Raw genomic sequence first — 26,824 nt, forward strand, 5'->3', positions numbered from 1 at the left:
GCTGACAAAGATCGGCCCCGCCTGCGAACAGACGGGGCCGGTTAACGCTGTGCCTATCAGGCGGGGAGTACGACGACGAAGCGCTGCGGCTCCTCGCCCTCGGACTCGCTGCGCAGACCGGCGGCCTTGACCGCGTCGTGCACGACCTTGCGCTCGAATGGCGTCATCGGCTTGAGCTTGGCGGGTTCACCGCTGCTCTTCACCTCGGCCGCGGCCTTGGCGCCCAGCTCCGAGAGCTCCTCGCGCTTCTTGGCGCGGTAGCCCGCGATGTCCAGCATCAGGCGGCTGCGGTCACCGGTCTCACGGTGCACGGCCAGGCGCGTGAGCTCCTGAAGCGCCTCCAGGACCTCACCGTCATGGCCGACCAGCTTCTGCAGGTCGCGGCTGCTGCTGTCGCTGATGATCGAGACAGCGGCCCGGTCGGCCTCGACGTCCATGTCGATGTCGCCGTCGAGGTCGGCGATGTCCAGCAGACCCTCTAGGTAGTCCGCCGCGATCTCCCCCTCCTGCTCAAGGCGGGTCAGGGTGTCGCCGGCCTCAGCTGCGGCGGAGGTGGTGGTGCCTTCCGTCACTGGATGGGCTCCTTCTACTTCTTGGAGGACGGGTGCTTGGGCCGCTGCTGGCCCTTGCGCTGTCCCGACTTTGCTCGGCTGCGCTGACCGGAGCCGGGCGGGTTGCCCTGCTTGTTGCCACCGGCCTGCTTGGTCTTGGGGGAGTCGTCCTCGGGGTCGGCCGCGGTCTTCTCCAGCGAGGGCTTCGCATCGGAGGGTTCGTCCGCCCTGGTGGCGCCGGTCTCACCGGCTCCGACCGCGCCCTGGACGGCGCCGGACTGACGCTTGGCCTTGCTCTGACGCTTGGGCTGCTGGCGCTTCGGACCGCCGCTCGCGGGGGTGCCGTCCTCGGCCTCGGTGAGGACGGAGGACTCGCTCTCCACCACGGTGCCGTCGGCCTGGGCCGCGAGGCCCGCCTTGGTCAGCCCGTTGATGAACTTGCGCTCGAACTCGTTGCGGTCCCGGCCCTTGGCGACGATCGCCTTGATGACGTTCGTGTTGCCACGCCCGCGCACCTTCTTGTGGTGGGTGATCTGCTTCTGCAGGCGCTCCAGGAACGCGGCCTGGGCCTTGGAGCCCGGAGTGGGGTTCCGGCGGATCACGAACATCTGCTGGCCCATGGTCCACACGTTGGTGGTCAGCCAGTAGACGAGAACACCGACGGGGAAGTTGATGCCGAAGACGGCGAACATGATCGGGAAGACGTACATCAGCATCTTCTGCTGCTGCATGAAGGGCGTCTTGACCGTGGTGTCGACGTTCTTCGTCATCAGCTGGCGCTGCGTGAAGAACTGCGACGCCGACATCAGGACGATCATCACCGCGGTGACGACCCGTACGTCCGTCAGCGTGGCGCCGAGGGAGGCGACCTTGTCAGCGCTGTCCGTGAACTTCGCGGCCAGCGGGGCACCGACGATGTGCGCCTTCCGCGCGCTCTCGAGGAGCGGGCCGTCGATGACGCCGATCTCCTTGCCCGTCGCGATGCCGTTGAGCACGTGGTACAGGGCGAAGAAGAACGGCGACTGCGCCAGGATGGGAAGGCACGAGGAGAGCGGGTTGGTACCCGACTCCTTGTACAGCTTCATCATCTCTTCGGACTGGCGCTGCTTGTCGCTCTTGTAGCGCTCCTGGATCTTCTTCATCTCGGGCTGCAGCGTCTGCATCGCCCGAGTGGCCTTGATCTGCTTCACGAAGAGCGGGATCAGGCAGATCCGGATCAGGATCACCAGGGACACGATGGACAGGCCCCAGGCCCAGCCCGTGTCGGGACCGAAGATCTTCCCGTACACCGCGTGGAACTGGACGATGACCCACGAAACTGGTGTCGTGATAAAGCTGAAGAGACTGGCAATCGTGTCCACTAATCAGGCTCCTTGAGCATGGGACGGGGTCTCGGTCTCAGCGGCCGTGCCCGGGGGCAGATCCCCGCTCGGCTCGCTTGCGGCGGAGGTCCCGCCCTTGCGTTCGCGCCAGGAGGCGCGCAGCATCTCGTGCCACCGCGGACGCTTGCGCGGCGGAACATGGTCGACACCACCGAGCGACCACGGATTGCACCGCAGGATGCGCCAGGCCGTGAGCGCCGTTCCCTTGATCGCACCGTGCCGGTCGATGGCCAGGTAGCCGTAGCGGGAACACGACGGGTAGTACTTGCACACCGGGCCCAGGAGCGGACTGATCGTCCACTGGTACAGCTTGATCAGAGCCAGCAGCGGGTACTTCATCGCGCGCCCCCTCCCAGCAGCCGCTGCAGGGCGGCATCCAGGTCTCGGGCCAGCTGTGCATGGTCGGCGTCGCCCGCTCCGGGCAGCGCTCGTACTACCACCAGGCTACCGGGGGGCACCATGGCCAGCCGGTCGCGCATGAGGTGACGGAGTCTGCGCTTCACGGTGTTGCGTGTGACGGCTCCACCCACGGCCTTGCTGACGACGAAACCCGCACGTGTCGGGGGAGAGCTCTCCCCCGACACGTGCGGGTCCGTTGCGCCGCTACGTAGATGGACGACGAGAAGCGGGCGTCCGGCCCGGCGTCCTCGGCGTACCGCGGTCGCGAAGTCTTCGCGCCGCCTCAGCCGATGCTCGGTAGGCAGCACGACGTCATGACCTGACTGAAATCAGGCGGACAGGCTGGCGCGACCCTTGCCACGACGGTTCGCGAGAATCGCGCGGCCGGCACGGGTGCGCATCCGCAGGCGGAAGCCGTGGGTCTTGGCGCGACGGCGGTTGTTCGGCTGGAAGGTGCGCTTGCTCACTCGGGGGCTCCAGAAATGATTCGTTGGTGGCGGGACATCGCCTGGCTGTCACCGTGCGCCCACGAGAAGCTCGCGAATACGCACCGAGTGCACCGCTTCACAATCACAGATCGTGATCTTTGCCCATCGGAGGCAGGCGGCAGCAGCCATCGACAACTCGACCTGTTTACGGTACGCGGGGCTACGCCATCCGGTCAAACCGGCTGCGAGGGAGAGACACTGTGCACAGCCTGTGGACAACAACTTGAACCGCACCCGTCGCCCTGACTACCGTGACGGAACTCCGATTCGTTCCCTTCCTTCTCCCCATCCCTGTTTCCGTCCCAAGAACCACACGTTCGTGGGACCCCGTGAGAGAGCGTGCCCTGTGGCTGACGTACCTGCCGATCTTGCCGCAGTGTGGCCACGCGTTCTGGAACATCTGCTGGGGGAAGGCCGCGGACAGGGCGTCGAGGCGAAGGACGAGCGGTGGCTCCGGAGCTGTCAGCCCCTGGCACTCGTCGCGGACACCGCACTGCTCGCCGTGCCGAACGAATTCGCCAAGGGCGTACTGGAGGGCCGTCTCGCACCGGTGGTCAGCGAGACCCTGAGCCGGGAATGCGGGCGTCCGATCCGCATCGCCATCACGGTCGACGACTCCGTGGGCGAACCGGGGCCTCCGGCCCCTCCCGTCCAGCATCAGCAGGCACCGCAGCAGCCGTCCCACCAGCACCATTACGAAGAGCAGGAGCTGCCGCCCTCGGGGCAGGGACGCGACACGTACGAGAGCTACGGACGGCGCTCATCGGATGAGCACCAGGGCGGCTCGCGGCCCGACCAGATGCCGACCGCACGCCCGGCCTACCCGGACTACCAGCGTCCGGCCCCCGGCGCCTGGCCGCAGCCGCAGGACGACTACGGCTGGCAGCAGCAGCGGCTCGGCTTCCCCGAGCGCGACCCGTACGCGACGCCGGTGCAGCAGCCGCAGCACGACTACCGCTCGCAGCCGCCGCAGGAGCGCTCGCCGTACGAGCAGCGGCGTTCCGAGCCGCAGGACCGGCGTGAGCGTCATGACATGTCCGAGCAGCACGGCGGGCCCCGGGGCGGCGGGCACGGCGGCCACGGCGTGCACAGGGGCGGACCGGTCGGCCCCACCTCGTCCAGTGGCGCCCCCGGCCCGCTGGCCGCGCAGCCGGCGCCCGCCACGGGCCCGGGCGAGCCCACCGCCCGCCTCAACCCGAAGTACCTCTTCGACACCTTCGTCATCGGGGCGTCGAACCGTTTCGCCCACGCGGCCGCGGTCGCCGTCGCCGAGGCGCCGGCGAAGGCGTACAACCCCCTCTTCATCTACGGAGAGTCGGGGCTCGGCAAGACGCACCTCCTGCACGCGATCGGGCACTACGCCCGCAGCCTCTATCCCGGCACGCGCGTGCGGTACGTGAGCTCGGAGGAATTCACCAACGAGTTCATCAACTCCATCCGCGACGGCAAGGGCGACAGCTTCCGCAAGCGCTACCGCGAGATGGACATCCTGCTCGTCGACGACATCCAGTTCCTCGCGGACAAGGAGTCGACGCAGGAGGAGTTCTTCCACACCTTCAATACGCTCCACAACGCGAACAAGCAGATCGTGCTCTCCAGTGACCGGCCGCCCAAGCAGCTGGTCACGCTGGAGGACCGGCTGCGCAACCGCTTCGAGTGGGGACTGATCACCGACGTCCAGCCGCCGGAGCTGGAGACCCGTATCGCCATCCTGCGTAAGAAGGCGGTGCAGGAGCAGCTGAACGCCCCTCCGGAGGTGCTCGAGTTCATCGCGTCGCGCATCTCACGGAACATCCGTGAGCTGGAGGGCGCGCTGATCCGGGTGACCGCTTTCGCGTCGCTCAATCGACAGCCCGTGGATCTGGGGCTCACCGAGATCGTCCTCAAGGATCTGATCCCGGGCGGGGAGGACGCGTCTCCGGAGATCACCGCGCCGGCCATCATGGCGGCCACGGCCGACTACTTCGGTCTCACGGTGGACGACCTGTGCGGATCCTCGCGCAGCCGCGTCCTGGTGACGGCCCGGCAGATCGCCATGTACCTGTGCAGGGAGCTGACCGACCTCTCCCTGCCGAAGATCGGCGCGCAGTTCGGCGGCCGCGACCACACGACCGTGATGCACGCGGACCGCAAGATCCGCGCGTTGATGGCTGAGCGGCGCTCCATCTACAACCAGGTAACCGAGCTCACCAACCGCATCAAGAACGGCTGACTGGCTCCGTAGAACGTCGCTGAGGGCGCTCCAGGACTCCTCCTGGGGCGCCTTTTTGGCGCCCTTTCAGCATCAGCACGCGTGCGTGCGGGCCGTCGCAGGCACGTGGCGCCGGTCATCGCTGTTCGATTTCCCCAGCTCAGGCGGCCGTTCTCCACAGATTGGGCGACTTTTTCCCCTCCACACCCTGGGGACCGGGAAGTTGTCCAGACTCTGTCCACAGGGGACCCTGCTGAGAGATCATCAGGCCAGGTCAGGCGGTTGTGGATTCGTGGACGAAGACTGTCCACAGACTGTGGAGAAAAATTTCGTCCACAGGCTGTGCATGAAGTTGTCCACCGGCGACCCACAGGACGGAGCGTGTTGTCCCCAGCTTTGCCCAGCTTCTCCACACGGCTGTCCACTGTTCGGCAACGCAACGCGCGCTCTCACCGTGTCGAGTGAAAGGCGTCACACCAAGGTGGTCGGTTGGCCTGTGGGGAAGCTGGGTAAAGCTGGGGACAGCGCTGGGGAGAAGTACCCCCTGCCTGTGCACCGGGTGTGCAGAACTTTCGCCCGTCCACAGAAACGCCGGGTTGTCCACGGGTTCCGCCCACAGGGTCAGTGGATAAAAAACCGGGCCTGACCAGCGCTTTTGCTGTTATCCACGGTTTCCACAGCCCCTACTACTACTCCCAACTAGAGAGACCGGGGAAATGGTTTCGAAGCTGGGGCTGTGCACAACTCTCGCTCCGGAGCTCCGACACCTCTCGGCACGACTTGACCCCGACAGGCACCGACTGTCAGTGCGGTGCGTCAGACTGGACCCCGGTGTCCTTCCCACGGCATGGCTGAGAGACACCGAGTCAGACGACGAGGGCCACAGGCCCAGCGGGCGAGAGCAGCCAGCAACAGCAGGAGGCGGCTTAGGTGAAGATCCGGGTTGAACGCGACGTACTCGCGGAGGCAGTGGCCTGGGCGGCGCGCAGCCTCCCGGCCCGGCCGCCCGCGCCCGTCCTCGCGGGCCTGCTGCTGAAGGCCGAGGAAGGCGCACTGAGCCTGTCGAGCTTCGACTACGAGGTCTCGGCGCGCGTCTCGGTGGACGCGGAGATCGACGAGGAGGGCACGGTCCTCGTCTCGGGCCGGCTGCTCGCGGACATCTGCCGCGCCCTGCCCAACCGCCCGGTGGAGATCTCCACAGACGGTGTACGGGCGACGGTGGTCTGTGGCTCCTCGCGCTTCACACTCCACACCCTCCCTGTGGAGGAGTACCCCGCACTGCCGCAGATGCCGACCGCCACGGGCACCGTCCCGGGTGAGGTCTTCGCCTCTGCCGCTTCTCAGGTGGCCATCGCCGCGGGACGCGACGACACGCTGCCCGTGCTGACCGGTGTCCGCATCGAGATCGAGGGCGACACGGTCACCCTGGCCTCCACCGACCGCTACCGCTTCGCGGTCCGCGAGTTCCTGTGGAAGCCGGAGAACCCCGAGGCGTCCGCTGTGGCCCTGGTGCCCGCCAAGACGCTCCTGGACACCGCCAAGGCGCTCACGAGCGGCGACACGGTCACCCTGGCCCTGTCCGGCTCGGGTGCCGGTGAGGGCCTGATCGGCTTCGAGGGCGCCGGCCGGCGTACGACCACGCGTCTCCTCGAGGGCGACCTGCCGAAGTACCGCACGCTGTTCCCGACCGAGTTCAACTCGGTGGCCGTGATCGAGACCGCCCCCTTCGTGGAGGCCGTCAAGCGTGTGGCCCTGGTCGCCGAGCGGAACACGCCGGTGCGGCTGAGCTTCGAGCAGGGCGTGCTGATCCTGGAGGCGGGCTCCAGCGACGACGCACAGGCTGTGGAAAGGGTCGACGCCCAGCTGGACGGCGACGACATCTCGATCGCCTTCAACCCGACGTTCCTGCTCGACGGCCTCAGCGCGATCGACTCGCCGGTCGCCCAGCTGTCGTTCACCACGTCGACGAAGCCCGCTCTTCTGAGCGGCAAGCCGGCCGTCGACGCCGAGGCGGACGAGGCGTACAAGTACCTGATCATGCCCGTACGTCTGAGCGGCTGAGCCCACAGGTGTGTGCGTGCGTCCGGGCGTAGGCTCGGACGCAGGTACGAAAGTGCCGTAACGCCACCTCGCTAGTGAAGGAACCTCTGATGGAGCTCGGTCTCGTCGGCCTCGGCAAGATGGGCGGCAACATGCGCGAGCGCATCCGCCGCGCAGGTCACACCGTCATCGGATACGACCGCAACCCGGATCTCGCGGACGTCCCCAGCCTCGAAGCGCTTGTGGGCAAGCTCAAGGGCCCGCGCGTGGTGTGGGTGATGGTCCCGGCGGGGGCCGCGACCCAGGCCACCGTCGATGAGCTGGGTGAGCTGCTGCAGCCCGGCGACATCGTCGTGGACGGCGGCAACTCCCGCTGGACGGACGACGAGAAGCACGCCGAGGAGCTGAAGGCCAAGGGCATCGGCTTCGTCGACTGCGGCGTCTCCGGCGGCGTCTGGGGCCTCCAGAACGGCTACGCGCTGATGTACGGCGGCGACAAGGACGACGTCGCCAAGGTGCAGCCCATCTTCGACGCCCTGAAGCCGGAGGGCGACTTCGGTTCCGTCCACGCGGGCAAGGTCGGCGCCGGCCACTTCGCGAAGATGGTCCACAACGGCATCGAGTACGCGATGATGCAGGCCTACGCCGAGGGCTGGGAGCTCCTGGAGAAGGTCGACTCGGTCACGGACGTCCGTGAGGTCTTCCGCTCCTGGCAGGAGGGCACGGTCATCCGTTCCTGGCTGCTCGACCTCGCGGTCAACGCGCTGGACGACGACGAGCACCTGGAGAAGCTGCGCGGCTTCGCGCAGGACTCCGGAGAGGGTCGGTGGACGGTCGAGGCCGCCATCGACAACGCCGTGCCGCTGCCCGCGATCACGGCCTCGCTCTTCGCGCGGTTCGCCTCGCGTCAGGACGACTCCCCGCAGATGAAGATGATCGCCGCGCTGCGCAACCAGTTCGGTGGCCACGCGGTGGAGTCCAAGAGCGAGCACTGATCCACAGCCTGTGCGCAACCTCGGCGGTTGTGCACAGGCTTCAGTAAGAGAAGTAGGCCGGGGGAGGTCGGCGCACACCATGCACGTCACGCATCTGTCGCTGGCCGACTTCCGCTCGTACGCCCGGGTCGAGGTCCCTCTCGATCCGGGCGTCACCGCGTTCGTGGGCCCGAACGGGCAGGGCAAGACCAACCTCGTCGAGGCCGTCGGCTACCTCGCCACGCTCGGCAGTCACCGGGTCTCCTCGGACGCCCCGCTGGTGCGGATGGGCGCCGAGCGCGCCGTCATCAGGGCCCAGGTCCGGCAGGGCGAGCGCCAGCAGCTGGTCGAGCTCGAGCTCAATCCCGGCAAGGCCAACCGCGCCCGTATCAACAGGTCCTCGCAGGTCAGGCCCCGTGACGTGCTGGGCATCGTGCGGACGGTGCTGTTCGCGCCCGAGGACTTGGTGCTGATCAAGGGCGACCCCGGTGAGCGGCGCCGTTTCCTCGACGAGCTGATCACCGCGCGCTCCCCCCGCATGGCGGGGGTCCGCTCCGACTACGACCGGGTCCTGAAGCAGCGCAACACCCTCCTGAAGTCGGCCGCCCTCGCCCGACGCCACGGCGGCCGCTCCATGGACCTGTCCACACTCGACGTGTGGGACCAGCACCTCGCCCGCGTGGGAGCCGAGCTGCTCGCCCAGCGGCTCGACCTGATCTCCGCACTGCAGCCGCTCGCCGACAAGGCGTACGAACAGCTGGCACCAGGCGGAGGCCCGGTCTCCCTGGAGTACAAGCCGTCGGCGCCCGGCGACGGCCACACGCGCGAGGCGCTCTACGAGCAGCTGACCGCCGCCCTCGAAGAGGCCCGCAAGCAGGAGATCGAGCGCGGCGTCACCCTGGTCGGCCCGCACCGCGACGACCTGCTGCTCAAGCTGGGCCAGCTCCCCGCGAAGGGGTACGCGAGCCACGGCGAGTCCTGGTCGTACGCCCTGGCGCTGCGCCTCGCCTCGTACGACCTGCTCAGGGCCGAGGGCAACGAGCCGGTACTCGTCCTCGACGATGTCTTCGCGGAGCTGGACGCACGCCGCAGGGAGCGGCTCGCGGAGCTGGTGGCCCCCGGCGAGCAGGTGCTCGTCACCGCCGCCGTGGACGACGACGTGCCGGGTGTGCTCACCGGCACGCGGTTCAAGGTCACGGACGGCGAGGTGGACCGCGTATGAGTCCCCAGGAGCCTTTCGAGGGCGCCTCCGGGGCCGATTCTGCGGGCACCCCGGGCACCCCGGAAACGCCTGCTCCGAAGACCCCCGAGCCCTCGGGCGTCGACCTCGCCAGGGTCGCCCTGCGGGCCGCGAAGGAACAGGCACGCGCGCGTGGCGATGCCGCGCAGCAGAAGAAACAGGCACGGCGCGGCGGACTGAGGTCCGGCGCGCGCTCCGACGGACGCGACCCGCTGCCGCTCGGATCCGCGATCAACCGTCTGATCACCGAGCGCGGCTGGGAGACGCCCGCCGCGGTGGGCGGTGTGATGGGGCGCTGGCCGCAGATCGTCGGCGACGACCTGGCGAACCACTGCGTCCCCCAGCGGTACGACGAGGACGAGCGCGTCCTGACCGTGCAGTGCGACTCGACGGCATGGGCCACCCAGCTGCGCCTCATGGCCCCACAGCTGGTCGCACGCCTCAACGAGGACCTGGGCCACGGCACCGTGCGCCTCATCAAGGTCCTCGGTCCCGGCGGTCCCGCGCACCGCTTCGGCCCCTTGCGCGCACCCGGTAGCACGGGCCCCGGAGACACCTACGGCTGAGGCGGTCGGCGACGGTAGCTGGGGGTTGACGTCCCGAAGCGCTGAGTGCCGCTGTGAGCGTTCTGGAGCCCTGGGCCCCATATGGGGAGTCGGCCGAGGCCGGTTCAGGGCGGCACGTGAGGACTCAGGTACCGGCAAACCCCCATCACTGTCAGCGCTACCGGTAGACTGGAAGCTAATCCCGCCCCACTTGTGGGACGCACCGAGCAACGCTGACTATCGCTGAACGACGCAGCCGCTCCGGCCACCGCCGGGAGCTTGGCTTGTGCTGTGCCAGAAAGGGCGCTTCGTGGCCGATTCCGGCAACCCCAACGAGAACATCCCGTCCACCGCCGCAGGCGAGAACGGCGAGGCCCCGCCCTCGTACGACGCCAGCGCGATCACCGTCCTCGAGGGTCTGGACGCGGTCCGCAAGCGACCCGGCATGTACATCGGCTCCACCGGTGAACGTGGCCTGCACCACCTGGTGCAGGAAGTCGTCGACAACTCTGTGGACGAGGCCCTCGCGGGGCACGCGGACACGATCGACGTCACGATCCTCGCCGACGGCGGCGTGCGCGTGGTCGACAACGGCCGTGGCATCCCGGTCGACATGCACCCGGTGGAGAAGAAGCCGGCCGTCGAGGTCGTGCTGACCGTTCTCCACGCGGGCGGCAAGTTCGGCGGCGGCGGATACGCCGTCTCCGGTGGTCTGCACGGCGTCGGCGTGTCCGTCGTGAACGCCCTGTCGACCAAGCTCGCGGTCGAGATCAAGCGCGACGGCTACCGCTGGACCCAGGACTACAAGCTGGGCGTTCCGACGGCCCCGCTCGCCAAGCACGGGGCCGTCGAGGACTCGGGCACCACGGTCACCTTCTGGGCCGACCCGGACGTCTTCGAGACGACGGAGTACTCCTTCGAGACGCTGGCGCGGCGTTTCCAGGAGATGGCGTTCCTCAACAAGGGTTTGACGATCAAACTCACTGATGAGCGCGAGTCGGCGAAGGCCACGGCGGGTGCGGACTCGGCCGAGGCGACCGATGACGAGGCCGCCGAGGCCCGCACGGTCACGTACCACTACGAAGGCGGCATCGTCGACTTCGTGAAGTACCTCAACTCCCGCAAGGGCGAGGTCATCCACCCGACCGTCATCGACGTCGAGGCCGAGGACAAGGAACGCCTCCTCTCGGCCGAGATCGCCATGCAGTGGAACTCGCAGTACACCGAAGGTGTGTACTCCTTCGCGAACACGATCCACACGCACGAGGGCGGTACGCACGAGGAGGGCTTCAGGGCCGCTCTGACGGGCCTGGTCAATCGCTACGCGCGCGAGAAGAAGCTGCTCCGGGAGAAGGACGACAACCTCACGGGTGAGGACGTCCGCGAGGGTCTGACCGCGATCATCTCGGTGAAGCTGGGCGAGCCGCAGTTCGAGGGCCAGACCAAGACCAAGCTGGGCAACACGGAGGCGAAGACCTTCGTCCAGAAGGTCGTGCACGAGCACCTCACGGACTGGTTCGACCGGAACCCCAACGAGGCCGCGGACATCATCCGCAAGGGCATCCAGGCCGCCACGGCGCGTGTCGCCGCCCGCAAGGCGCGCGACCTGACCCGCCGCAAGGGCCTCCTGGAGACGGCGTCCCTGCCGGGCAAGCTCTCGGACTGCCAGTCGAACGACCCGACGCAGTGCGAGATCTTCATCGTCGAGGGTGACTCCGCCGGCGGCTCGGCGAAGTCCGGCCGCAACCCGATGTACCAGGCGATCCTGCCCATCCGAGGCAAGATCCTGAACGTCGAGAAGGCGCGCGTCGACAAGATCCTGCACAACCAGGAAGTCCAGGCGCTGATCTCCGCCTTCGGCACCGGTGTGCACGAGGACTTCGACATCGAGAAGCTCCGCTATCACAAGATCATCTTGATGGCGGACGCCGACGTCGACGGTCAGCACATCAACACGCTGCTCCTGACCTTCCTGTTCCGCTTCATGCGACCGCTGGTCGAGGCCGGGCACATCTACCTGTCCCGCCCGCCGCTCTACAAGATCAAGTGGAGCCGGGACGACTTCCAGTACGCGTACTCCGACCGCGAGCGCGACGCCCTGGTGGAGCTCGGCCGCCAGGCCGGCAAGCGCATCAAGGACGACTCGGTCCAGCGCTTCAAGGGCCTCGGCGAGATGAACGCCGAGGAACTGCGCATCACGACGATGGACCAGGAACACCGCGTGCTCGGCCAGGTCACCCTGGACGACGCGGCGCAGGCCGACGACCTCTTCTCGGTGCTGATGGGAGAGGACGTCGAGGCACGGCGCTCGTTCATTCAGCGCAATGCCAAGGACGTTCGCTTCCTCGACATCTGAGTCGGCCCGTACAAGCCGCACCTCGAAAGGACTTTGACCAGCAATGGCCGACGAGAACACCCCTGTGACGCCCGAAGAGGAACCCGCCGTTCCCGGTGTGGGCATGCGTGTCGAGCCCGTCGGGCTCGAGACGGAGATGCAGCGCTCCTACCTCGACTACGCGATGTCCGTCATCGTGTCCCGTGCGCTGCCCGACGTACGTGACGGTCTGAAGCCCGTACACCGCCGCGTCCTGTACGCGATGTACGACGGCGGCTACCGCCCCGAGAAGGGCTTCTACAAGTGCGCCCGCGTCGTCGGCGACGTCATGGGCACGTACCACCCGCACGGCGACTCCTCCATCTACGACGCCCTGGTGCGCCTCGCCCAGCCGTGGTCGATGCGGATGCCGCTGGTGGACTCCAACGGCAACTTCGGCTCCCCGGGCAACGACCCGGCGGCCGCCATGCGGTACACCGAGTGCAAGATGGCGCCGCTGGCCATGGAGATGGTCCGTGACATCGACGAGGACACCGTCGACTTCACGGACAACTACGACGGCCGCAACCAGGAGCCGACGGTCCTGCCCGCGCGCTTCCCGAACCTGCTGATCAACGGTTCGGCGGGCATCGCGGTCGGCATGGCCACCAACATCCCGCCGCACAACCTCCGCGAGGTCGCGGCGGGCGCGCAGTGGGCCCTGGAGCACCCCGACGCCTCGCACGAGGAGCTGCTCGACGCCCTCATCGAGCGCATCAAGGGCCCCGACTTCCCGACCGGCGCCCTTGTGGTGGGCCGGAAGGGCATCGAGGAGGCGTACCGCACGGGCCGCGGCTCCATCACGATGCGCGCGGTCGTCGCGGTCGAGGAGATCCAGAACCGCCAGTGCCTGGTCGTCACCGAGCTGCCGTACCAGACCAACCCGGACAACCTCGCGCAGAAGATCGCCGACCTGGTCAAGGACGGCAAGGTCGGCGGCATCGCCGACGTCCGCGACGAGTCCTCCTCGCGCACCGGCCAGCGCCTCGTCATCGTCCTGAAGCGTGACGCGGTCGCCAAGGTCGTCCTGAACAACCTCTACAAGCACACCGACCTGCAGTCGAACTTCAGCGCCAACATGCTGGCCCTGGTCGACGGCGTGCCGCGCACCCTCTCGCTGGACGCGTTCATCCGGCACTGGGTCACGCACCAGGTCGAGGTCATCGTCCGGCGCACGAAGTTCCGGCTGCGCAAGGCCGAGGAGCGTGCGCACATCCTGCGTGGCCTCCTGAAGGCCCTGGACGCCATTGACGAGGTCATCGCGCTCATCCGCGGCAGCCAGACCGTCGACATCGCCCGCGAGGGCCTGATGGGCCTCCTGTCGATCGACGAGATCCAGGCGAACGCGATCCTCGAGATGCAGCTGCGTCGTCTCGCGGCCCTGGAGCGCCAGAAGATCGTCGCGGAGCACGACGAGCTCCAGGCGAAGATCAACGAGTACAACGCGATCCTGGCCTCGCCCGAGAAGCAGCGCCAGATCATCAGCGAAGAGCTCGCGGCGATCGTCGACAAGTTCGGCGAGGACCGTCGCTCCGCCCTGGTGCCCTTCGACGGCGACATGTCCATGGAGGACCTGATCGCCGAAGAGGACATCGTCGTCACCATCACGCGCGGTGGCTACATCAAGCGCACCAAGACGGAGGACTACCGCTCGCAGAAGCGCGGCGGCAAGGGCGTGCGCGGCACGAAGCTGAAGCAGGACGACATCGTCGACCACTTCTTCGTGTCGACGACACACCACTGGCTGCTGTTCTTCACGAACAAGGGCCGCGTCTACCGTGCGAAGGCGTACGAGCTCCCGGACGCCGGCCGCGAGGCCCGCGGCCAGCACGTCGCGAACCTGCTCGCCTTCCAGCCGGACGAGCAGATCGCCGAGATCCTCGCGATCCGTGACTACGAAGCGGTGCCCTACCTGGTGCTCGCCACCAAGGGCGGCCTCGTAAAGAAGACACCGCTCAAGGACTACGACTCGCCCCGCTCGGGCGGTGTCATCGCCATCAACCTCCGCGAGACGGAGGACGGTTCGGACGACGAGCTGATCGGTGCCGAGCTGGTCTCCTCCGAGGACGACCTGCTGCTCATCAGCAAGAAGGCCCAGTCGATCAGGTTCACCGCAACGGACGACGCGCTGCGCCCGATGGGCCGCGCCACTTCGGGCGTCAAGGGAATGAGTTTCCGCGACGGCGACGAACTGCTCTCGATGAATGTCGTTCGTCCAGGTACGTTCGTGTTCACCGCCACCGACGGTGGGTACGCAAAGCGAACCAACGTCGACGAGTACCGCGTTCAGGGTCGCGGTGGCCTCGGCATCAAGGCCGCCAAGATCGTGGAGGACCGCGGCGAGCTCGTCGGTGCCCTGGTGGTCGAGGAGACCGACGAGATCCTCGCCATCACGCTGTCCGGCGGTGTGATTCGTACGCGAGTCAACGAGGTCAGGGAGACGGGCCGTGACACCATGGGCGTCCAACTGATCAACCTGGGCAAGCGCGATGCCGTGGTCGGCATCGCACGTAACGCCGAGGCCGGGCGCGAGGCCGAGGAAGTCGACGGGGACATCGTCGTCGACGAATCGGACGCCGCCGAGCCGGCCACCGGTACGGACGAGGGCGTGGACTCCTCGGCCGAGTAGCGCGAGGAGTGAGTCATCGTGAGCGGAGCCACGGGCGCCGGGGCAAATCGAACCGGCACTACCGGCACGGATGGTGCCCGTGGCTCCGCCACTGACGCACACGACTCCGACGAGTCTCATGGATCCCAGGGGGGGACTGTGACGGACACCCGAGGGCCAGGGACTTCTGGTCAGACCTCCGACCAGTACGACACTGCGTACGTGGCAGGCAAGGGCAAAGGCAAGAGCAAGACCAAGGGCAAGCAGGGGGGTGGCGCGGGCGGGGCGCTTCCCGGGGAGCGTCAGCCCCAGCAGCAGCCCTCGGGGCCCTACCACCCGCCACAGGCGTACCAGCAGGGCTCGCAGACGGGCTCGGTGCGCCGACCGCGCACAGGGGCGCGCACGACCCCGCGCACGCGCAAGGCGCGCCTGCGGGTGGCCAAGGCCGACCCGTGGTCGGTGATGAAGGTCAGCTTCCTGCTCTCCATCGCGCTCGGCATCTGCACGATCGTCGCGGCGGCCGTCCTGTGGATGGTCATGGACGCGATGGGCGTCTTCTCCACGGTCGGGGGCACGATCTCCGAGGCGACGGGCTCGAACGAGTCCAACGGCTTCGACCTGCAGTCCTTCCTGTCGCTGCCGCGCGTCCTGATGTTCACGACGATCATCGCGGTCATCGATGTCGTCCTGGCGACCGCTCTGGCGACGCTGGGCGCCTTCATCTACAACCTCTCCGCGGGCTTCGTGGGCGGCGTCGAGCTGACCCTCGCCGAGGACGAATAGCCCTCGCTCCCCCGCGCGCGGGTATCGATTTTGGGACTGGCCCCGAGGTGCGCTAATCTTCAGAGGTCAGCGCGCGGGACACACCGCAGCGCGGCGGGGCTATAGCTCAGTTGGTTAGAGCGCATCCCTGATAAGGATGAGGCCACAGGTTCAAATCCTGTTAGCCCCACCAGCACAGAACCCCCAACCGGTCACGGTTGGGGGTTCTGGCGTTTGTGGAGGTGTCTGGTGTCTGGTGCCAGTCTTCTGGCGTCCAGCGCCCAGCGCTCAGCTCTCGGTGCCCAGTGCCCAGTGCCCAGTGCCCAGTGCCTGGCGCCTGGCGCCTGGCCTGGATAAGCGTGAAGACCCCCGGCCTGGTGGCCGGGGGTCTTCGTGAGTTCAGGTCCAGGGCGCGGGCCCTGGTGGTGGGCCCGGGGCTACGGTTCCGGGGCGAGGCCTGGTTCCTGCGCGGTGGCGTCAGTCTCGGCCTCGGTGTCCACCGTGGGCAGGTGCCGGCAGCTGGGGGACGAGCCATGGGCCTCGGCGCGGATGCGCTGTTTCATCGTCGGGGGCAAGGACCGTTCGTACGCGGCCGACCAGAGCGCCATCGTCGGCGTGGGTGCGCACACCGTGGCGTTGCGTGCGTTCGTGGTCTCCTGTACCGCCGTGGCCGCGCCGGCCGTCGTGGTGAGCCCCATCGCGGCGAAGAGCGCGAGGAACGCGGTGACGATCGTGGTCCAGAGCTTCATGGCCTTGCTGCCGGTCATTGCCCCTCATTTCGGGTTGGGCGATTTGCGTACTTTCCTCATGATGTGTATGCGGGGCCGAGAGTGGTGGACCGACGCTCGTGGCGCGTCGATGTTCAGATGAACACCACCCGGATGGCCCCAAGGGGGCCGAGAAGGGGGCAAAGCGGCGAAAGTCACAGTGGATGGGGTCTCCCGGCGGAGCTGACGGGTCCGTTTCTACTGCTCTCCGCAGGGCGGGAGTTGAGGCCCAACCAGGTCACCGATCGGTATCGCTCGGTGTGTATAGTCGGGCGCCAGAAGTCCCCTACGTCAAGGAAAGACGAGGTCGCGCGGTGAAGAAGCTTCTCCTGGTCGCACTGGCCGCCATCGGCGGGCTCCTCGTGTACCGCCAGATCCAGGCGGATCGCGCCGAGCAGGATCTGTGGACGGAGGCGACTGACTCCGTGCCCACGGGTTCGTGAGTACCGACACAGTCACTTCACAAGCCCCGGTCGCTCTTGCGGCCGGGGCTTTGTGCTGTCCGGCGACAGGCGCCTTTCTTTCACCATTTCGCTTATGCGAATGAAATGGTTGCTTCTGTGAATGTCGGGGTTGGCGCGGTTGCGTCGGTGGCCTGCCTGTGGTGGTGTCCGCGCGGCGTCGGACGGGCAGGACGGTCGGGACGGGTGGGACGGCTGGGTTCGGTTCGGCGAGGGGTGACGCGTGATGGGGCGGCGGCTGAACGGGTGCCGGGGGGCGGCTGGGCGGGACCGGGGCCCGGGCCGGGGTAGAGGCCCGGGTTCGAACCTGGGCCTGGGGTCGGGTCCGGGTCGCGCCGCTCCTGCCGTTGCGGTGGCCGCTGCGCTGTGCATGGCGCTGCTTCCCGGACCGGCCGGGGCCGCGGGCGCCTCCGACACCCCGTACGCCTTCGCCGAGGGTGCCGAGACAGTTGAGGGCGCGACGAGCACCGTCGAGGGACACCGGCTGATGCCCGGCAGGACGTACAAAAGCTCCCTCCCGCGCGTGGGACAGCGTTTTTACCGTCTGGAGCTGAAGGCGGCGGAGAACGCGTACGTGTCGGTGACGGCCGTCCCGAAGGCCGACGCCATGGTTTCCTACGCCGACGGGGTCGAGGTGTCCGTCCAGGACTCCGACGGCAACAACTGCAGTCCCCTGGATGCGGAGGAGGCGCGGTTCGGCTCTTCGGAGAGCCCGCGTCCGATCACGGCGACGGCCGCCCGGAGGGTCGGTCCCGGCGAGAAGAGCTGTACGGGCGCCGGTACGTATTACGTGCTCGTCGAGCGGACCAGGTCCTCGGGCACCGTACGGTCGGCGACCGCGCGGGAGGACTGGGAGCTGGAACTCCACGTGGCGTCAGAGCCCGTGCTGCGGGCGGAGGGTGGGACGACGCCGCCCCGGGCGTGGGATTCGGCGTCCCCCGTGCCGCCTACGGGGGAGCGCACGCCGCGGGAGGGCGGCACGAGTTTCAACGATGCGCGAGGACTGGAGAAAGGGGTCTGGGGGGCCGATATGGAGCCCGGAGAGACCCTCTTCTACCGCGTGCCGGTCGACTGGGGGCAGCAGCTCTCCGTCGCCGCGGAGCTCGGGAGCTCGAGCGGGCGCGAGGACGGGAGCGGAGTCGGGAGCGGGTCGACGGGGGTCGGGTCCGGCCGGGACAGGGGCTACGTCTCGTCCGCGTTGGTCACATCACTGCACAACCCGGTACGCGCCCAGGTCGAGGACTCCGACACCGCGTACGACGGCAAGCAGAAGTCGTCGTCCCTGGACCCGCTGCCGCCGGTCGCGTACGAGAACCGGTTCGCCCTCACGGACGAGGTGGCCGCGATGGGGTTCGCCGGCTGGTACTACGTGTCGGTCCACCTCAGCCCAGACGTCGCGGAGAAGTTCGGCGAGGCGCCGCTTGACCTGACGTTGCGGGTCGACGTCGACGGTTCGCCGCGGCCGGGGCCTGCCTATGCGGGGTCACCTCGTCCCGCGGGTGACTTCGGCGTATCCGAGCGGGACGCGGAGGCCGTGCGGCGGGGAGAGACAGCGGGGACCGAGAACGGTACCGGCGGAGGCGGCGACGGGCGCGACGACGAGCTGATGGCGGTGATCGCCGCCGGGGGGATCGGGACCGGAGTGGTGCTGCTCGGGATTCTCGGGGTGTGGACGCTGGTCGCGCGACGGAGAGCGGGGACGGCCGCACGGCTCTGACCGGCGCAGGGGCGGTGAGCGGGCCGGTCCTAGCGGCCAGGGCCTACGCGCGCCCGGATCTCAGAGTGGATCTCAGAGCGCGCGGATGTCAGAGCGCGTGAGTCTCAGAGCTGCGTGAGCGCCCAGACGCCTATCGCGAGGCAGGCCAGCGCCACGAGCAGCATCGGGACGGCCACCTTCGCGGGCGGGCCGGGACGCCGCCGAGGTATGGGGAGGGCCGGGGCGTGGGCCGTCGCGTGAGGTGCCGCGTGGGGCTGTGGAATCGGATGGTTCAGAGGCGGAACCTGAGCGGCTTGAGCGGTGTACGGATGAGTAGAGGCTGCGGCGACGGCGGGGGTGAGGGCCTGGCTGCGGCGGGCCGACGACGTCACGGCTCGTGCGGGGTCGTACGCGGGATCACGTTCGGGTTCGGGTGCCCGCAGAGGTATCGGAGTGGGGGGAGTGGACGGCTGGGGAGGCTGAAGAAGAGGCGGTTGCGCGGGCGGGGTGTGCGGGGGCTGCGGGGCGTAGCGGGGCTGCGGCGGTTGTGGAGGCGCGGGCTGTACGGGCGGGGGCAGTGGGAAACCCTCTGTGTGTGACGGTCCAGAGGCGGGCATCCCAGATGCGGGTGGCGCAGAGGCGGGCATCCCAGATGCGGGTGGCACAGGGGCGGGCAGCCCGGGGGCGGGCGGCTCAGGGGCAGGTGTGGGGCCCGTTGCTGCTGGTGGCAGGTGCGGAGGCGGGGGCGGCGTAGCGGGCGCGTCGGGTACCGCGGGTCCGGTGGTGGGGCGCGCGTGTCGAGGTGCGGAGCGCGGGCGCGAGTGTGGGCCCTGGTGTGGGTGCGGATGCGCGTGCGGGGCGGAGACGAGGGAGTGGTCCGAGCTGGTTGCCTGACGGCCGGGGCCGGGGCCGGGGCCGGTGACGTCATCGGGCCCGGTGGGGCCGAATCCGGCGGGCAGCGGGGCGAGTTGGTCGAAGATTTCGATGAGCTCGTCGTCCGGGACCGGCTCGGGCAGCATCTCCGCGGCCGAGGCGAGGGCCTTGCGCGCACCCGTGGCGGTGCGGAAGCGCGTCTGGGGATCCGGTTGGAGAAGGGTGGCGATGACCTGCCAGAGGGGCTCGGGGATGCCCTGAGGGGCCCCTGGCGTGCCGTGTTCGGCGAAGTACTCGATCAGGGCCTTGGAGTCCGGCTTGGCGCCTTCCAGGAGGTACAGGGCGACCAGGCCGACGGCGAAGAGGTCGGCGGTGAAGTCCGGTTCGGCACCCAGCATTTGTTCGGGCGCGAAGTAACCGGGCGTACCGACGACATAGTCGGTCTCGGTCAGCCGGGGCTCGCCCTTGCGCATCGAGATGCCGAAGTCGGACAGACGCAGATGCGGGCGCCCCGCACCGGTGGCTTCCAGCAGGATGTTGGCCGGTTTGATGTCACGGTGGACGACGCCTTCGGCGTGGACGGCCGCCAGGCCGGAGAGGAGCTGGTCGAGGAGGGTGCAGACGAAATGGGGCGGGAGCGGGCCGTAGTCCCCGATCACGTGCGCCAGTGAGCCGCCGGCGACCAGGTCCATGGTGAACAGGACCTTGTCGTCGTCGGCGGCCCAGCTGGCGGGCGCGAGTACATGGGGGTGGTCGATCCGTAGAGCCTGCTCCCGTACGAACCTCAACAGCGCGTGCGCGTCGCTCTGTCGAAGGACCTTGGCGGCCACGTAACGGCGGCGCCGGTGGTCCCAGGAGCGCCAGACCGCCCCGACTCCCCCGTGTCCGATCGGGTCGACCAGTTCGTACCGGCCGGCGAAGACCTCACCCATGGTCGCGCTCCGCTCCCCCTCCGGGCCGTGAGCGGCCCGGTCGACGGCTCAGCTCTGGTGCGCCTCATAGTGGGCGACCGCGTCCGCGGTGCGCCCGGCGCCGTACACCCGGAGGAACTCTGCCAGCTCCGGGTGGGTCGGGGCGAGGGAGTCGGCGGCATCGATGATGTCGCCGGCTGCCGCGACGGAGCGCAGCAGTGACTGGATCTCGCGCACCACGCGCTTGACCGTGGGCGCGCCCGAACTGGTCGCCGTCTGTGCGGTGTTGGTGAGGACGGAGCCGCCCTGGGACTTCTTGATCTCGTCCATGCGGTCGGTGGCCTCGGCGGCGCTCACGCTGCCGTCCGCGACCTGGCCCGCCAGCTCCTGGAGGAGCTGGACGCGCTGGACGACCGCGGGATTGCCGATCTTGGCACGCTGACCGCTCATCAGCTGGGACAGCATGGGCGCGGACAGGCCGAGGACTCCGGCGAGGCGTGCCTGGTTCAGGCCCAGATCATCGATGAGGCGACGGAAGAGCGCCCCCAGCGGCTCCCCGTACCAATTCCGCTGGAGCTCTCGTGCTCTCGCGGTGGTGTCTTGTTGTGCGGCGTCCATTGCGTCTCCCCATCGCTTCCCCTAAGACCGCGGTTCGCTGCCGCGAACCACGTCGAGCATCTTACGGAGAGTGGTCGTGGACCGGGACCCCCAATCCTTTTGCGGGATTCGGGGGGTGACCCGGTACTCTGGTCTGCGATGCGCGTCGGGACGTGATTCTTCCGGTTCGGCGTACCGTCGCGGGGCCTTAGCTCAGTTGGTAGAGCGCTGTCTTTGCATGGCAGATGTCAGGGGTTCGACTCCCCTAGGCTCCACCGTGAGAATGCCCTCCGACCTGCGGAAACGCAGGGTTTCGGAGGGCATTTCCCGTACTCGGTGCCTGTTGTCGTGCAGGGCGGGCCCTGAGCCCCGGTGGGTCAGTCGAGCCAGACGGACTTCTGCATGAGGTCGCGTCCTCGCAGTTCGTTCGACTCCCGCCAGGCCTGGATGTGGCGGGGGACGATGCGGAACCAGTTGTACGGGGCGGTCTGCCCGCGCGGGTCGAAGTCGGTGCGCGCGGTGAAGCGGTCGGTCTGTTCTCGTGGCGGCTCGTCGATTCCGAGGACCTGGACGTCCCCTTCGATCATGGTCACGTCGCGAGTGGTCCCCAAAGCCAGCCGGGCGGTCCCGGTGGCGGTCAGGTTCCTGCCGGTCGGGGTGTCGGCCCGGGTCGCCACCCACAGTGCTTCGCCGTCCCAGTCGAAGGAGAGCGGCACCATGTGCGGGGTGCCTTCCGGGGAGGCGCTCGCCACCCACACGTCGATGTCGTGGGCGAGCCGGTACTCGGTGTCGTGACGACGCTGGGCACGGGGACGCGGAGGGGCGCTCATGGGTGCTCCTGTGGGCCGAAGGCGTGATGTGGACCCCAGCCTCACCCGGGCCCGGTGGCGTACGCCTCCGTGCTCAGCACGGAACCCACCACGGACAACGAGAGACAACGACGGACAACGGCGGGCCCCACCACGGGCAACGGTGGCCGCGGTCGCGTTACGCGGGGTGGCCCGCGGTGATGTCGCCCGCGTCGTGCAGCGTCAGGGGTGAGCCGGCTTCGGCCGAGTCCGGGGCCGGGGCATGGGCGGCGATCGGGTCGAGCAGGAACGCGACGTGGTCGCCCCCGTCGCAACGGTCGTGGATGCGGCCGACGAACCAGGTGAGGGAGTCGGCCAGAACGAGGGCTCCCTCCGGCCCCTCCTCCAGGTGCAGTCCGGAGAACTTGTCGGTCCGGTCGCTGCAGAGCGACCCGAAGCGCTCCGCCAGGTCGTGCCGGTCCTGGGGCAGCTGGTGCACGGCGAGAGTGGTCGCCGCCAGAGCCAACCGGTAGGTGTGGTTGGCCTTGGAGAGCCATACGGCGAACCGGACGGGCTCCAGGGAGCACTGGCTCGCGAAGCCGACCAGACAGCCCGCGCGCTGTCCGTCCGCCACGGCGGTGACGACGTACACGGACGAGTCCGCGAGCGACGTGAAGGCCGCGATGCCCTTGGCCACGTCATCCACGCTGTCCACGCTGTCCACGTCGTCCATGCCGCTCATGTCGTTCACGCCGACCGAGTCGTCCACCTCGTCCGCGTCCTCCCCATCGCGGGCCACGCCCTTACCGTCTCTCTTCTCGTACGACGCGCACCGTCTTCAACGAGCTGTCGGCCGCGTCCGGAAGGTTCATGCCGGCTCGTACGCCCGAACGCAGATAGGTCAGGACGGGCTCCGTCAGCCGCTCGCCGGGCAGGACGACGGGGATGCCCGGCGGGTACGGGGTGATCATCTCCGCGGCGATGCGTCCTGCCGCCTCCTCCACGGGTACGTCCTCGGGGCGGGCGAAGTAGGCGTCGCGCGGCAGGTCCGCCTGGGGCATCCGCAGGTCGCCGGGGCTGGGGACGTCGACCTTCGGGGCGTCGCCCAGTTCGTCGGCGTGCCTGGACAGATCGCGCAGCGCGTCGAGGAGGCGCGTGGTGGTGGCCTCGTCGTCGGCGTGGGTGAGCTGGGCGCTGATCCGTCGGTGATCGAAGAGGTGCATGTCGATGTGGTGGTGTTCACGCAGCCAGTCGGCGGCGGCGTAACCGGTGGTGCCGAGCGCGGAGAGGTCCATCACGACGGGCAGCGGGTCGAGGTCGGCCGCCCGGCCGGGGCCGCAGTAGTCGTCGGCGTCGTCGACGTGCAGGCCGTCGATGTCCTCGATCGCCGCACGGGTGCGGGCGGCCAGGTCCAGGGCGTCACCGAGGAGCCGCTCGCCGTGCTGGACCATCTGGCGGCGCCATCCGTCCAGCCCGGCGTAGAGCAGGACGGAAGGGCTGGTGGTGCCGAGGAGGTCTGCCCGGGACGCGAGGACCGCGGGGTCGATCAGGTCGCCCTGGAGGTGGAAGACCGAGCCCTGTTCGAGGCCGCTGCCCATCTTGTGGACGCTGGTCACACAGATGTCGGCGCTCGCGTCCATCGCCCAGGTCGGCAGCGCGTCGTGGAAGGGCAGGTGCGCGCCCCAGGCCTCGTCGACGATCAGAGGCTTGCCGCGTCGGTGGCACACGTCGGCGATGGCGCCGAGGTCGGCGGCGGAGCCGTAGGGCGTGGGGCTCGTGACCAGCGCGCCGTCGGCATCGGGATGGGCGGCGAAGGCCTCCTCGAACGCATCGGCCGAGGGCGGATGGGCGATGTGGCGCTCGGGGTCCCAGGCGGGTTCCACCCACACGGGCTCGACGCCGGAGAGGATCAGACCCGCGATCACGGACTTGTGGGCGTCACGCCCGACCAGCAGACGGCGGTGCGGCGCGGTCACCGTCAGCATGGCCGCCTTGACCGACAGAGAGCTGCCGCAGGTCGAGAAGAACGTGTGCTCGGCGTGGACGGCGTCGGCCATCAACCGCTGCGCGTGCTCCAGGATCTGATGGCGGCTCAGCCGGTCGTCGAGCCCGCCCGTGGCGAGTACGTCGCCGAGGAACACCGCCTCGCCGAGCACCTTCCTGACCCGGGGGTCGGCGCCCCGCGCCTGCTTGTGGCCGGGCGGGGTGAAGGCGAGCTCGTCGACCTTGTGGTAGCGCTCCAGCGCTTCCAGGACAGGCGCCTCGTCGTGGTTCAAGCTTTGGTTCGCAGCCATGCCAGGAGCAGTTCCCCTTCCTCCGTGCACCAACCAAGGACCACCCGGACCCACTGGCGGCCGTGAGGGGTCACCCGGAACGGCCGTCAGGGGTCACCTCGCGACGCCCGGAGGCGTTGTTTCACGTGAAACAACGCGGGGCGGGCAGACCACCCGGCCCCCGCCCCACGACGTCGTACGCGGCGTCAGCCCCGCTTGTCCCGGTCCTTCGCATCGGCATCGGCCTCGGCCTCCGCCTGCTTGGCCTGCACCTCGGGGTCGAGGGCGGCCTGGCCACTGCCGTCGACCGAGGTCAGCGGCGTGCTGTCCGGCACCTCCGTGGCCGCGGGCGGCTCGACCAGCCAGTCGGGGTTGGCCTGCTTGTCCCACCACTTCCACGCGGCCACGGCACCGCCGGCGAGAAGGCCGAGGACGGCGAGCCGCTTGGCGATGCGGCCCCTCTTGGCCCTGCGCTCGTGCTTGCGGACCAGGCGCTGGACCTCCTTCGCCGAGACCTGACCGCGCAGCGCTGCGAGAGCGGCCGTGCCACGGGAAGTGGCCTCCTCGCGGACGGGCTGCGCGGCGGCGACCGCGTTCTCGATGTGCGGCCTGGAGTAGTCGGCGGCCTGGCGGGCGGCCTTGCGGGTGCGGGCGGCGGCTTCGTGCGCGGCGTGGTCGACCTTCGGCGGCACGTGGGTGCGGGCCTGCTCGACACGGGGGGCGACGTGGGCGCTGTACTGCACGCGGGCCTGTTCGGCGGCCTGCTGGGCAGCAGAAGACACCTTGGGTGCGAGTCGTACGCGCGCTTCGTGGGCGTAGTGAGTGGCCCGGTCCTTGGCCGTGTCGGCGTAAGGTGCCACCGCGTCCGCGGCGTGACGCACGCTGTCCTTGGCCGAGCCGGTCGCGGCGCGCACGCTGTCGATGCGGGTCACGGGATCCTCCTCCTCGGTGGCGTATAGGTATGTCACCTTTCCACCCTTTCAGGGATCATGCCTTTCGGATCGCTCCGATGACATGCGAGGGCGGGCATCCGGGTCATGGAAGCTGACCCCGGCATCCTGAGTTCCATTTTCCGAGCGTTTCAGTCTCTGAACCAGGCAAAATCTCTGCAGCGGAGAGCTCCCGGCCGACAATGCCACGGATCGATGCGGCGCGCGCCCAGTCGGTGGCTACTCGTCCCAATCCGGTCCGTGCGAGGATCGGGGGGTCACAGAAGACAACGGAAGGCAGATCGTGGCTGAGCAGCTTTACGCCACCCTGAAGACCAACCAGGGCGACATCGAGGTCCGGCTTCTGCCGAATCACGCGCCCAAGACGGTCAAGAACTTTGTTGAGCTCGCCCAGGGCGAGCGCGAGTGGGTCCACCCCGCGACCGGCAAGAAGACCTCGGAGCGCCTGTACGACGGCACGGTCTTCCACCGGGTGATCAGCGGTTTCATGATCCAGGGCGGCGACCCGCTGGGCAACGGCACGGGTGGGCCGGGCTACGAGTTCGAGGACGAGTTCCACCCGGACCTCGCCTTCGACAAGCCGTACCTGCTGGCGATGGCCAACGCGGGCCCGGGCACCAACGGCTCGCAGTTCTTCGTGACGGTCGCGCCGACGGCGTGGCTGACGCGCAAGCACACGATCTTCGGTGAGGTCGCCAACGACGCCGGCAAGAAGGTCGTGGACGCCATCGCGGGCGCCCAGACGAACCCGCGCACCGACCGCCCGGTCAACGACGTGGTCATCGAGTCCGTGGTCATCGAGACCCGCGACGCCTGACCTGCGCGTACCCGCGCGTACCGCGAGGGAACCAAACCGCCCCGCCCATCCGTAAGGAAGGGCGGGGCGGTGCGTTGCCACGCGTGCCGTCGCAGTGCCTTCGTACGGAGATTGAGGGGACCCCATGGACCAGGCGCCAGGCAGTCCGAAGGAGCCACAGGGAGCGTCGGGTGTGCCCTCCTGCTACCGGCATCCGGACCGGGAGACCGGCATCACCTGCACGCGCTGCGAGCGCCCCATCTGCCCCGAGTGCATGATCAGTGCCTCGGTCGGCTTCCAGTGCCCCGAGTGCGTCCGTGACGGTTCGGGCACGGGTCACGCGCCGACGGCCAACCAGCCGCGCACGGTCGCGGGCGGCACGATCGCCGCCGACCCGCGCCTGGTCACCAAGATCCTGGTCGGGCTGAACCTCGCCCTGTTCCTCGTGCAGCTGGCGGTGGGGGACAGCTTCACCGACCGGTTCTCCCTGCTGGGCCGTGCCTACGTCCCGGAGTTCGGCTCAGTCGAGGGTGTCGCCGAGGGCCAGTGGTATCGCCTGGTGACGGCGATGTTCCTGCACAGCAGCTACATGCACATCGCGTTCAACATGCTCAGCCTGTGGTGGATCGGCGGCCCGCTGGAAGCCGCACTCGGCCGCGTCCGCTACCTCGCGCTCTACGCGGCGTCGGGTCTCGCGGGCAGCGCGCTGACGTATCTCCTCGCGGAGCCGTTCGCGCCCTCGGTCGGAGCGTCCGGCGCCATCTTCGGTCTGTTCGGTGCGACCGCCATCCTGATGAAGCGGCTGAACTACGACATGCGGCCGGTCATCGCGCTGCTTGCCATCAACATGGTGATCACCATCTTCTGGCCCAACATCGCGTGGCAGGCACACGTGGGCGGGCTCGTCGGCGGTCTCGTCGTCGGCTACGCGATGGTGCACGCGCCCCGCGAGCGGCGGAACCTAATCCAGTACGGCAGCTGTGCGCTGGTGCTGCTCGCGACGGTGGTCATGGTCGTCGTGAGGACTGCCGAGCTCACCTGACGTACCCACGTTGTCCACAGCGTGTGCCGGATCTTGTGCATGCTGTGGGGAACAACCGTGCCCCCTGTCGCTGACCTGGGTTTCCCCAGGAAGGACAAGGGGCGAGCGGCGAACAG

At 68.8% G+C, this 26,824-nt stretch carries 24 protein-coding genes and 2 tRNA genes; 14 read left to right on the forward strand and 12 right to left on the reverse strand.

Features of this window, described 5'->3' with window-relative positions:
- Positions 1 to 56: 56 nt before the first annotated feature.
- Genes AC07DO_RS12165 through rpmH form a run of 5 tightly spaced genes read right to left on the reverse strand, consistent with a single transcriptional unit; the run spans position 57 to position 2,799 of the window.
- Entirely contained in the window at positions 57 to 572 is a 516-nt protein-coding gene (locus AC07DO_RS12165; RefSeq protein WP_479058961.1) for a Jag family protein, read from the reverse strand.
- Between the two features lie 14 nt (positions 573 to 586).
- On the reverse strand, positions 587 to 1,912 hold the full coding sequence (gene yidC / locus AC07DO_RS12170) for a membrane protein insertase YidC (RefSeq protein ID WP_479058963.1): 1,326 nt from the start codon (positions 1,910 to 1,912) through the stop codon (positions 587 to 589).
- A gap of 3 nt (positions 1,913 to 1,915) precedes the next feature.
- The gene (gene yidD / locus AC07DO_RS12175; RefSeq protein ID WP_479058965.1) at positions 1,916 to 2,272 is read right to left on the reverse strand and encodes a membrane protein insertion efficiency factor YidD; all 357 of its coding nucleotides are present in this window, start codon (positions 2,270 to 2,272) and stop codon (positions 1,916 to 1,918) included.
- Positions 2,269 to 2,640: a ribonuclease P protein component gene (rnpA, locus tag AC07DO_RS12180; protein WP_479058967.1), complete on the reverse strand. Its 372-nt coding sequence runs from the start codon at positions 2,638 to 2,640 to the stop codon at positions 2,269 to 2,271. Before rnpA ends, yidD begins: the two co-directional genes overlap by 4 nt.
- A 21-nt stretch (positions 2,641 to 2,661) precedes the next feature.
- Positions 2,662 to 2,799, reverse strand: a complete 138-nt coding sequence (gene rpmH / locus AC07DO_RS12185) for a 50S ribosomal protein L34 (RefSeq protein ID WP_006381191.1) — start codon at positions 2,797 to 2,799, stop codon at positions 2,662 to 2,664.
- 367 nt (positions 2,800 to 3,166) lie between these two features.
- Here rpmH and dnaA point away from each other — a divergent pair, with 367 nt between their 5' ends.
- The 9 genes from dnaA (at position 3,167) to AC07DO_RS12230 (ending at position 15,747) form a co-directional block, all read left to right on the forward strand.
- Positions 3,167 to 5,032, forward strand: a complete 1,866-nt coding sequence (dnaA, locus tag AC07DO_RS12190; protein ID WP_479058968.1) for a chromosomal replication initiator protein DnaA — start codon at positions 3,167 to 3,169, stop codon at positions 5,030 to 5,032.
- 909 nt (positions 5,033 to 5,941) lie between these two features.
- Complete coding sequence (gene dnaN / locus AC07DO_RS12195; protein WP_150169944.1) at positions 5,942 to 7,072, forward strand: DNA polymerase III subunit beta; 1,131 nt, start codon at positions 5,942 to 5,944, stop codon at positions 7,070 to 7,072.
- An 89-nt stretch (positions 7,073 to 7,161) separates the two neighbouring features.
- Complete coding sequence (gene gnd, locus AC07DO_RS12200) at positions 7,162 to 8,046, forward strand: phosphogluconate dehydrogenase (NAD(+)-dependent, decarboxylating) (protein WP_479058970.1); 885 nt, start codon at positions 7,162 to 7,164, stop codon at positions 8,044 to 8,046.
- A gap of 79 nt (positions 8,047 to 8,125) precedes the next feature.
- A complete protein-coding gene (gene recF / locus AC07DO_RS12205; RefSeq protein WP_479058972.1) occupies positions 8,126 to 9,247 on the forward strand; it encodes a DNA replication/repair protein RecF in 1,122 nt (373 codons plus the stop codon).
- Positions 9,244 to 9,831 (forward strand): DciA family protein, encoded by a 588-nt coding sequence (locus AC07DO_RS12210; protein ID WP_479058974.1) that lies wholly within the window; start codon positions 9,244 to 9,246, stop codon positions 9,829 to 9,831. Before recF ends, AC07DO_RS12210 begins: the two co-directional genes overlap by 4 nt.
- A 265-nt stretch (positions 9,832 to 10,096) precedes the next feature.
- Positions 10,097 to 12,166, forward strand: a complete 2,070-nt coding sequence (gene gyrB, locus AC07DO_RS12215) for a DNA topoisomerase (ATP-hydrolyzing) subunit B (RefSeq protein ID WP_479058976.1) — start codon at positions 10,097 to 10,099, stop codon at positions 12,164 to 12,166.
- Between the two features lie 43 nt (positions 12,167 to 12,209).
- The gene (gyrA, locus tag AC07DO_RS12220) at positions 12,210 to 14,813 is read left to right on the forward strand and encodes a DNA gyrase subunit A (protein WP_479058978.1); all 2,604 of its coding nucleotides are present in this window, start codon (positions 12,210 to 12,212) and stop codon (positions 14,811 to 14,813) included.
- Positions 14,814 to 14,831: 18 nt separating this feature from the next.
- The gene (locus AC07DO_RS12225; RefSeq protein ID WP_479058979.1) at positions 14,832 to 15,575 is read left to right on the forward strand and encodes a DUF3566 domain-containing protein; all 744 of its coding nucleotides are present in this window, start codon (positions 14,832 to 14,834) and stop codon (positions 15,573 to 15,575) included.
- Between the two features lie 95 nt (positions 15,576 to 15,670).
- Positions 15,671 to 15,747 (forward strand) — tRNA-Ile (locus tag AC07DO_RS12230).
- Between the two features lie 244 nt (positions 15,748 to 15,991).
- Here AC07DO_RS12230 and AC07DO_RS12235 read toward each other — a convergent pair.
- A complete protein-coding gene (locus AC07DO_RS12235; protein WP_479058981.1) occupies positions 15,992 to 16,321 on the reverse strand; it encodes a DUF6344 domain-containing protein in 330 nt (109 codons plus the stop codon).
- A 314-nt stretch (positions 16,322 to 16,635) separates the two neighbouring features.
- Here AC07DO_RS12235 and AC07DO_RS12240 point away from each other — a divergent pair, with 314 nt between their 5' ends.
- Positions 16,636 to 16,764 carry a DLW-39 family protein gene (locus AC07DO_RS12240; protein WP_003999697.1) on the forward strand — a complete coding sequence of 43 codons (129 nt, stop codon included), beginning with the start codon at positions 16,636 to 16,638 and terminating at the stop codon, positions 16,762 to 16,764.
- A gap of 388 nt (positions 16,765 to 17,152) precedes the next feature.
- Entirely contained in the window at positions 17,153 to 18,499 is a 1,347-nt protein-coding gene (locus AC07DO_RS12245) for a hypothetical protein (protein ID WP_479058983.1), read from the forward strand.
- 104 nt (positions 18,500 to 18,603) lie between these two features.
- On the opposite strand, the gene AC07DO_RS12250 is transcribed toward AC07DO_RS12245, so the two are convergent.
- Both AC07DO_RS12250 and AC07DO_RS12255 read right to left on the reverse strand, forming a co-directional pair.
- Complete coding sequence (locus AC07DO_RS12250; protein WP_479058985.1) at positions 18,604 to 20,283, reverse strand: serine/threonine-protein kinase; 1,680 nt, start codon at positions 20,281 to 20,283, stop codon at positions 18,604 to 18,606.
- A 48-nt stretch (positions 20,284 to 20,331) separates the two neighbouring features.
- Positions 20,332 to 20,880, reverse strand: coding sequence for a helix-turn-helix domain-containing protein (locus tag AC07DO_RS12255; protein WP_055527494.1), 549 nt, complete (start codon positions 20,878 to 20,880; stop codon positions 20,332 to 20,334).
- A gap of 181 nt (positions 20,881 to 21,061) precedes the next feature.
- Between AC07DO_RS12255 and AC07DO_RS12260 the strand changes: the two genes are divergently transcribed.
- Positions 21,062 to 21,134: transfer RNA gene (locus AC07DO_RS12260), tRNA-Ala, on the forward strand.
- A 102-nt stretch (positions 21,135 to 21,236) separates the two neighbouring features.
- Here AC07DO_RS12260 and AC07DO_RS12265 read toward each other — a convergent pair.
- From AC07DO_RS12265 to AC07DO_RS12280, 4 genes are all read right to left on the reverse strand, one after another.
- Complete coding sequence (locus AC07DO_RS12265) at positions 21,237 to 21,689, reverse strand: pyridoxamine 5'-phosphate oxidase family protein (protein ID WP_479058986.1); 453 nt, start codon at positions 21,687 to 21,689, stop codon at positions 21,237 to 21,239.
- A 157-nt stretch (positions 21,690 to 21,846) separates the two neighbouring features.
- Positions 21,847 to 22,446 (reverse strand): flavin reductase family protein, encoded by a 600-nt coding sequence (locus AC07DO_RS12270; RefSeq protein ID WP_479058988.1) that lies wholly within the window; start codon positions 22,444 to 22,446, stop codon positions 21,847 to 21,849.
- Positions 22,447 to 22,450: 4 nt separating this feature from the next.
- Positions 22,451 to 23,941, reverse strand: a complete 1,491-nt coding sequence (locus tag AC07DO_RS12275) for an aminotransferase class I/II-fold pyridoxal phosphate-dependent enzyme (protein WP_479058989.1) — start codon at positions 23,939 to 23,941, stop codon at positions 22,451 to 22,453.
- 185 nt (positions 23,942 to 24,126) lie between these two features.
- Positions 24,127 to 24,852 carry a DUF5324 family protein gene (locus AC07DO_RS12280; RefSeq protein ID WP_479058991.1) on the reverse strand — a complete coding sequence of 242 codons (726 nt, stop codon included), beginning with the start codon at positions 24,850 to 24,852 and terminating at the stop codon, positions 24,127 to 24,129.
- A gap of 301 nt (positions 24,853 to 25,153) precedes the next feature.
- On the opposite strand from AC07DO_RS12280, the gene AC07DO_RS12285 reads away from it, so the two are divergent.
- Together AC07DO_RS12285 and AC07DO_RS12290 are read left to right on the forward strand one after the other, a co-directional pair.
- Positions 25,154 to 25,687, forward strand: a complete 534-nt coding sequence (locus tag AC07DO_RS12285; RefSeq protein WP_479058993.1) for a peptidylprolyl isomerase — start codon at positions 25,154 to 25,156, stop codon at positions 25,685 to 25,687.
- A 124-nt stretch (positions 25,688 to 25,811) separates the two neighbouring features.
- Positions 25,812 to 26,708: a rhomboid family intramembrane serine protease gene (locus AC07DO_RS12290; RefSeq protein WP_479058995.1), complete on the forward strand. Its 897-nt coding sequence runs from the start codon at positions 25,812 to 25,814 to the stop codon at positions 26,706 to 26,708.
- Positions 26,709 to 26,824 lie beyond the last annotated feature (116 nt).

The sequence above is a fragment of the Streptomyces sp. NPDC045678 genome, from assembly GCF_056432085.1.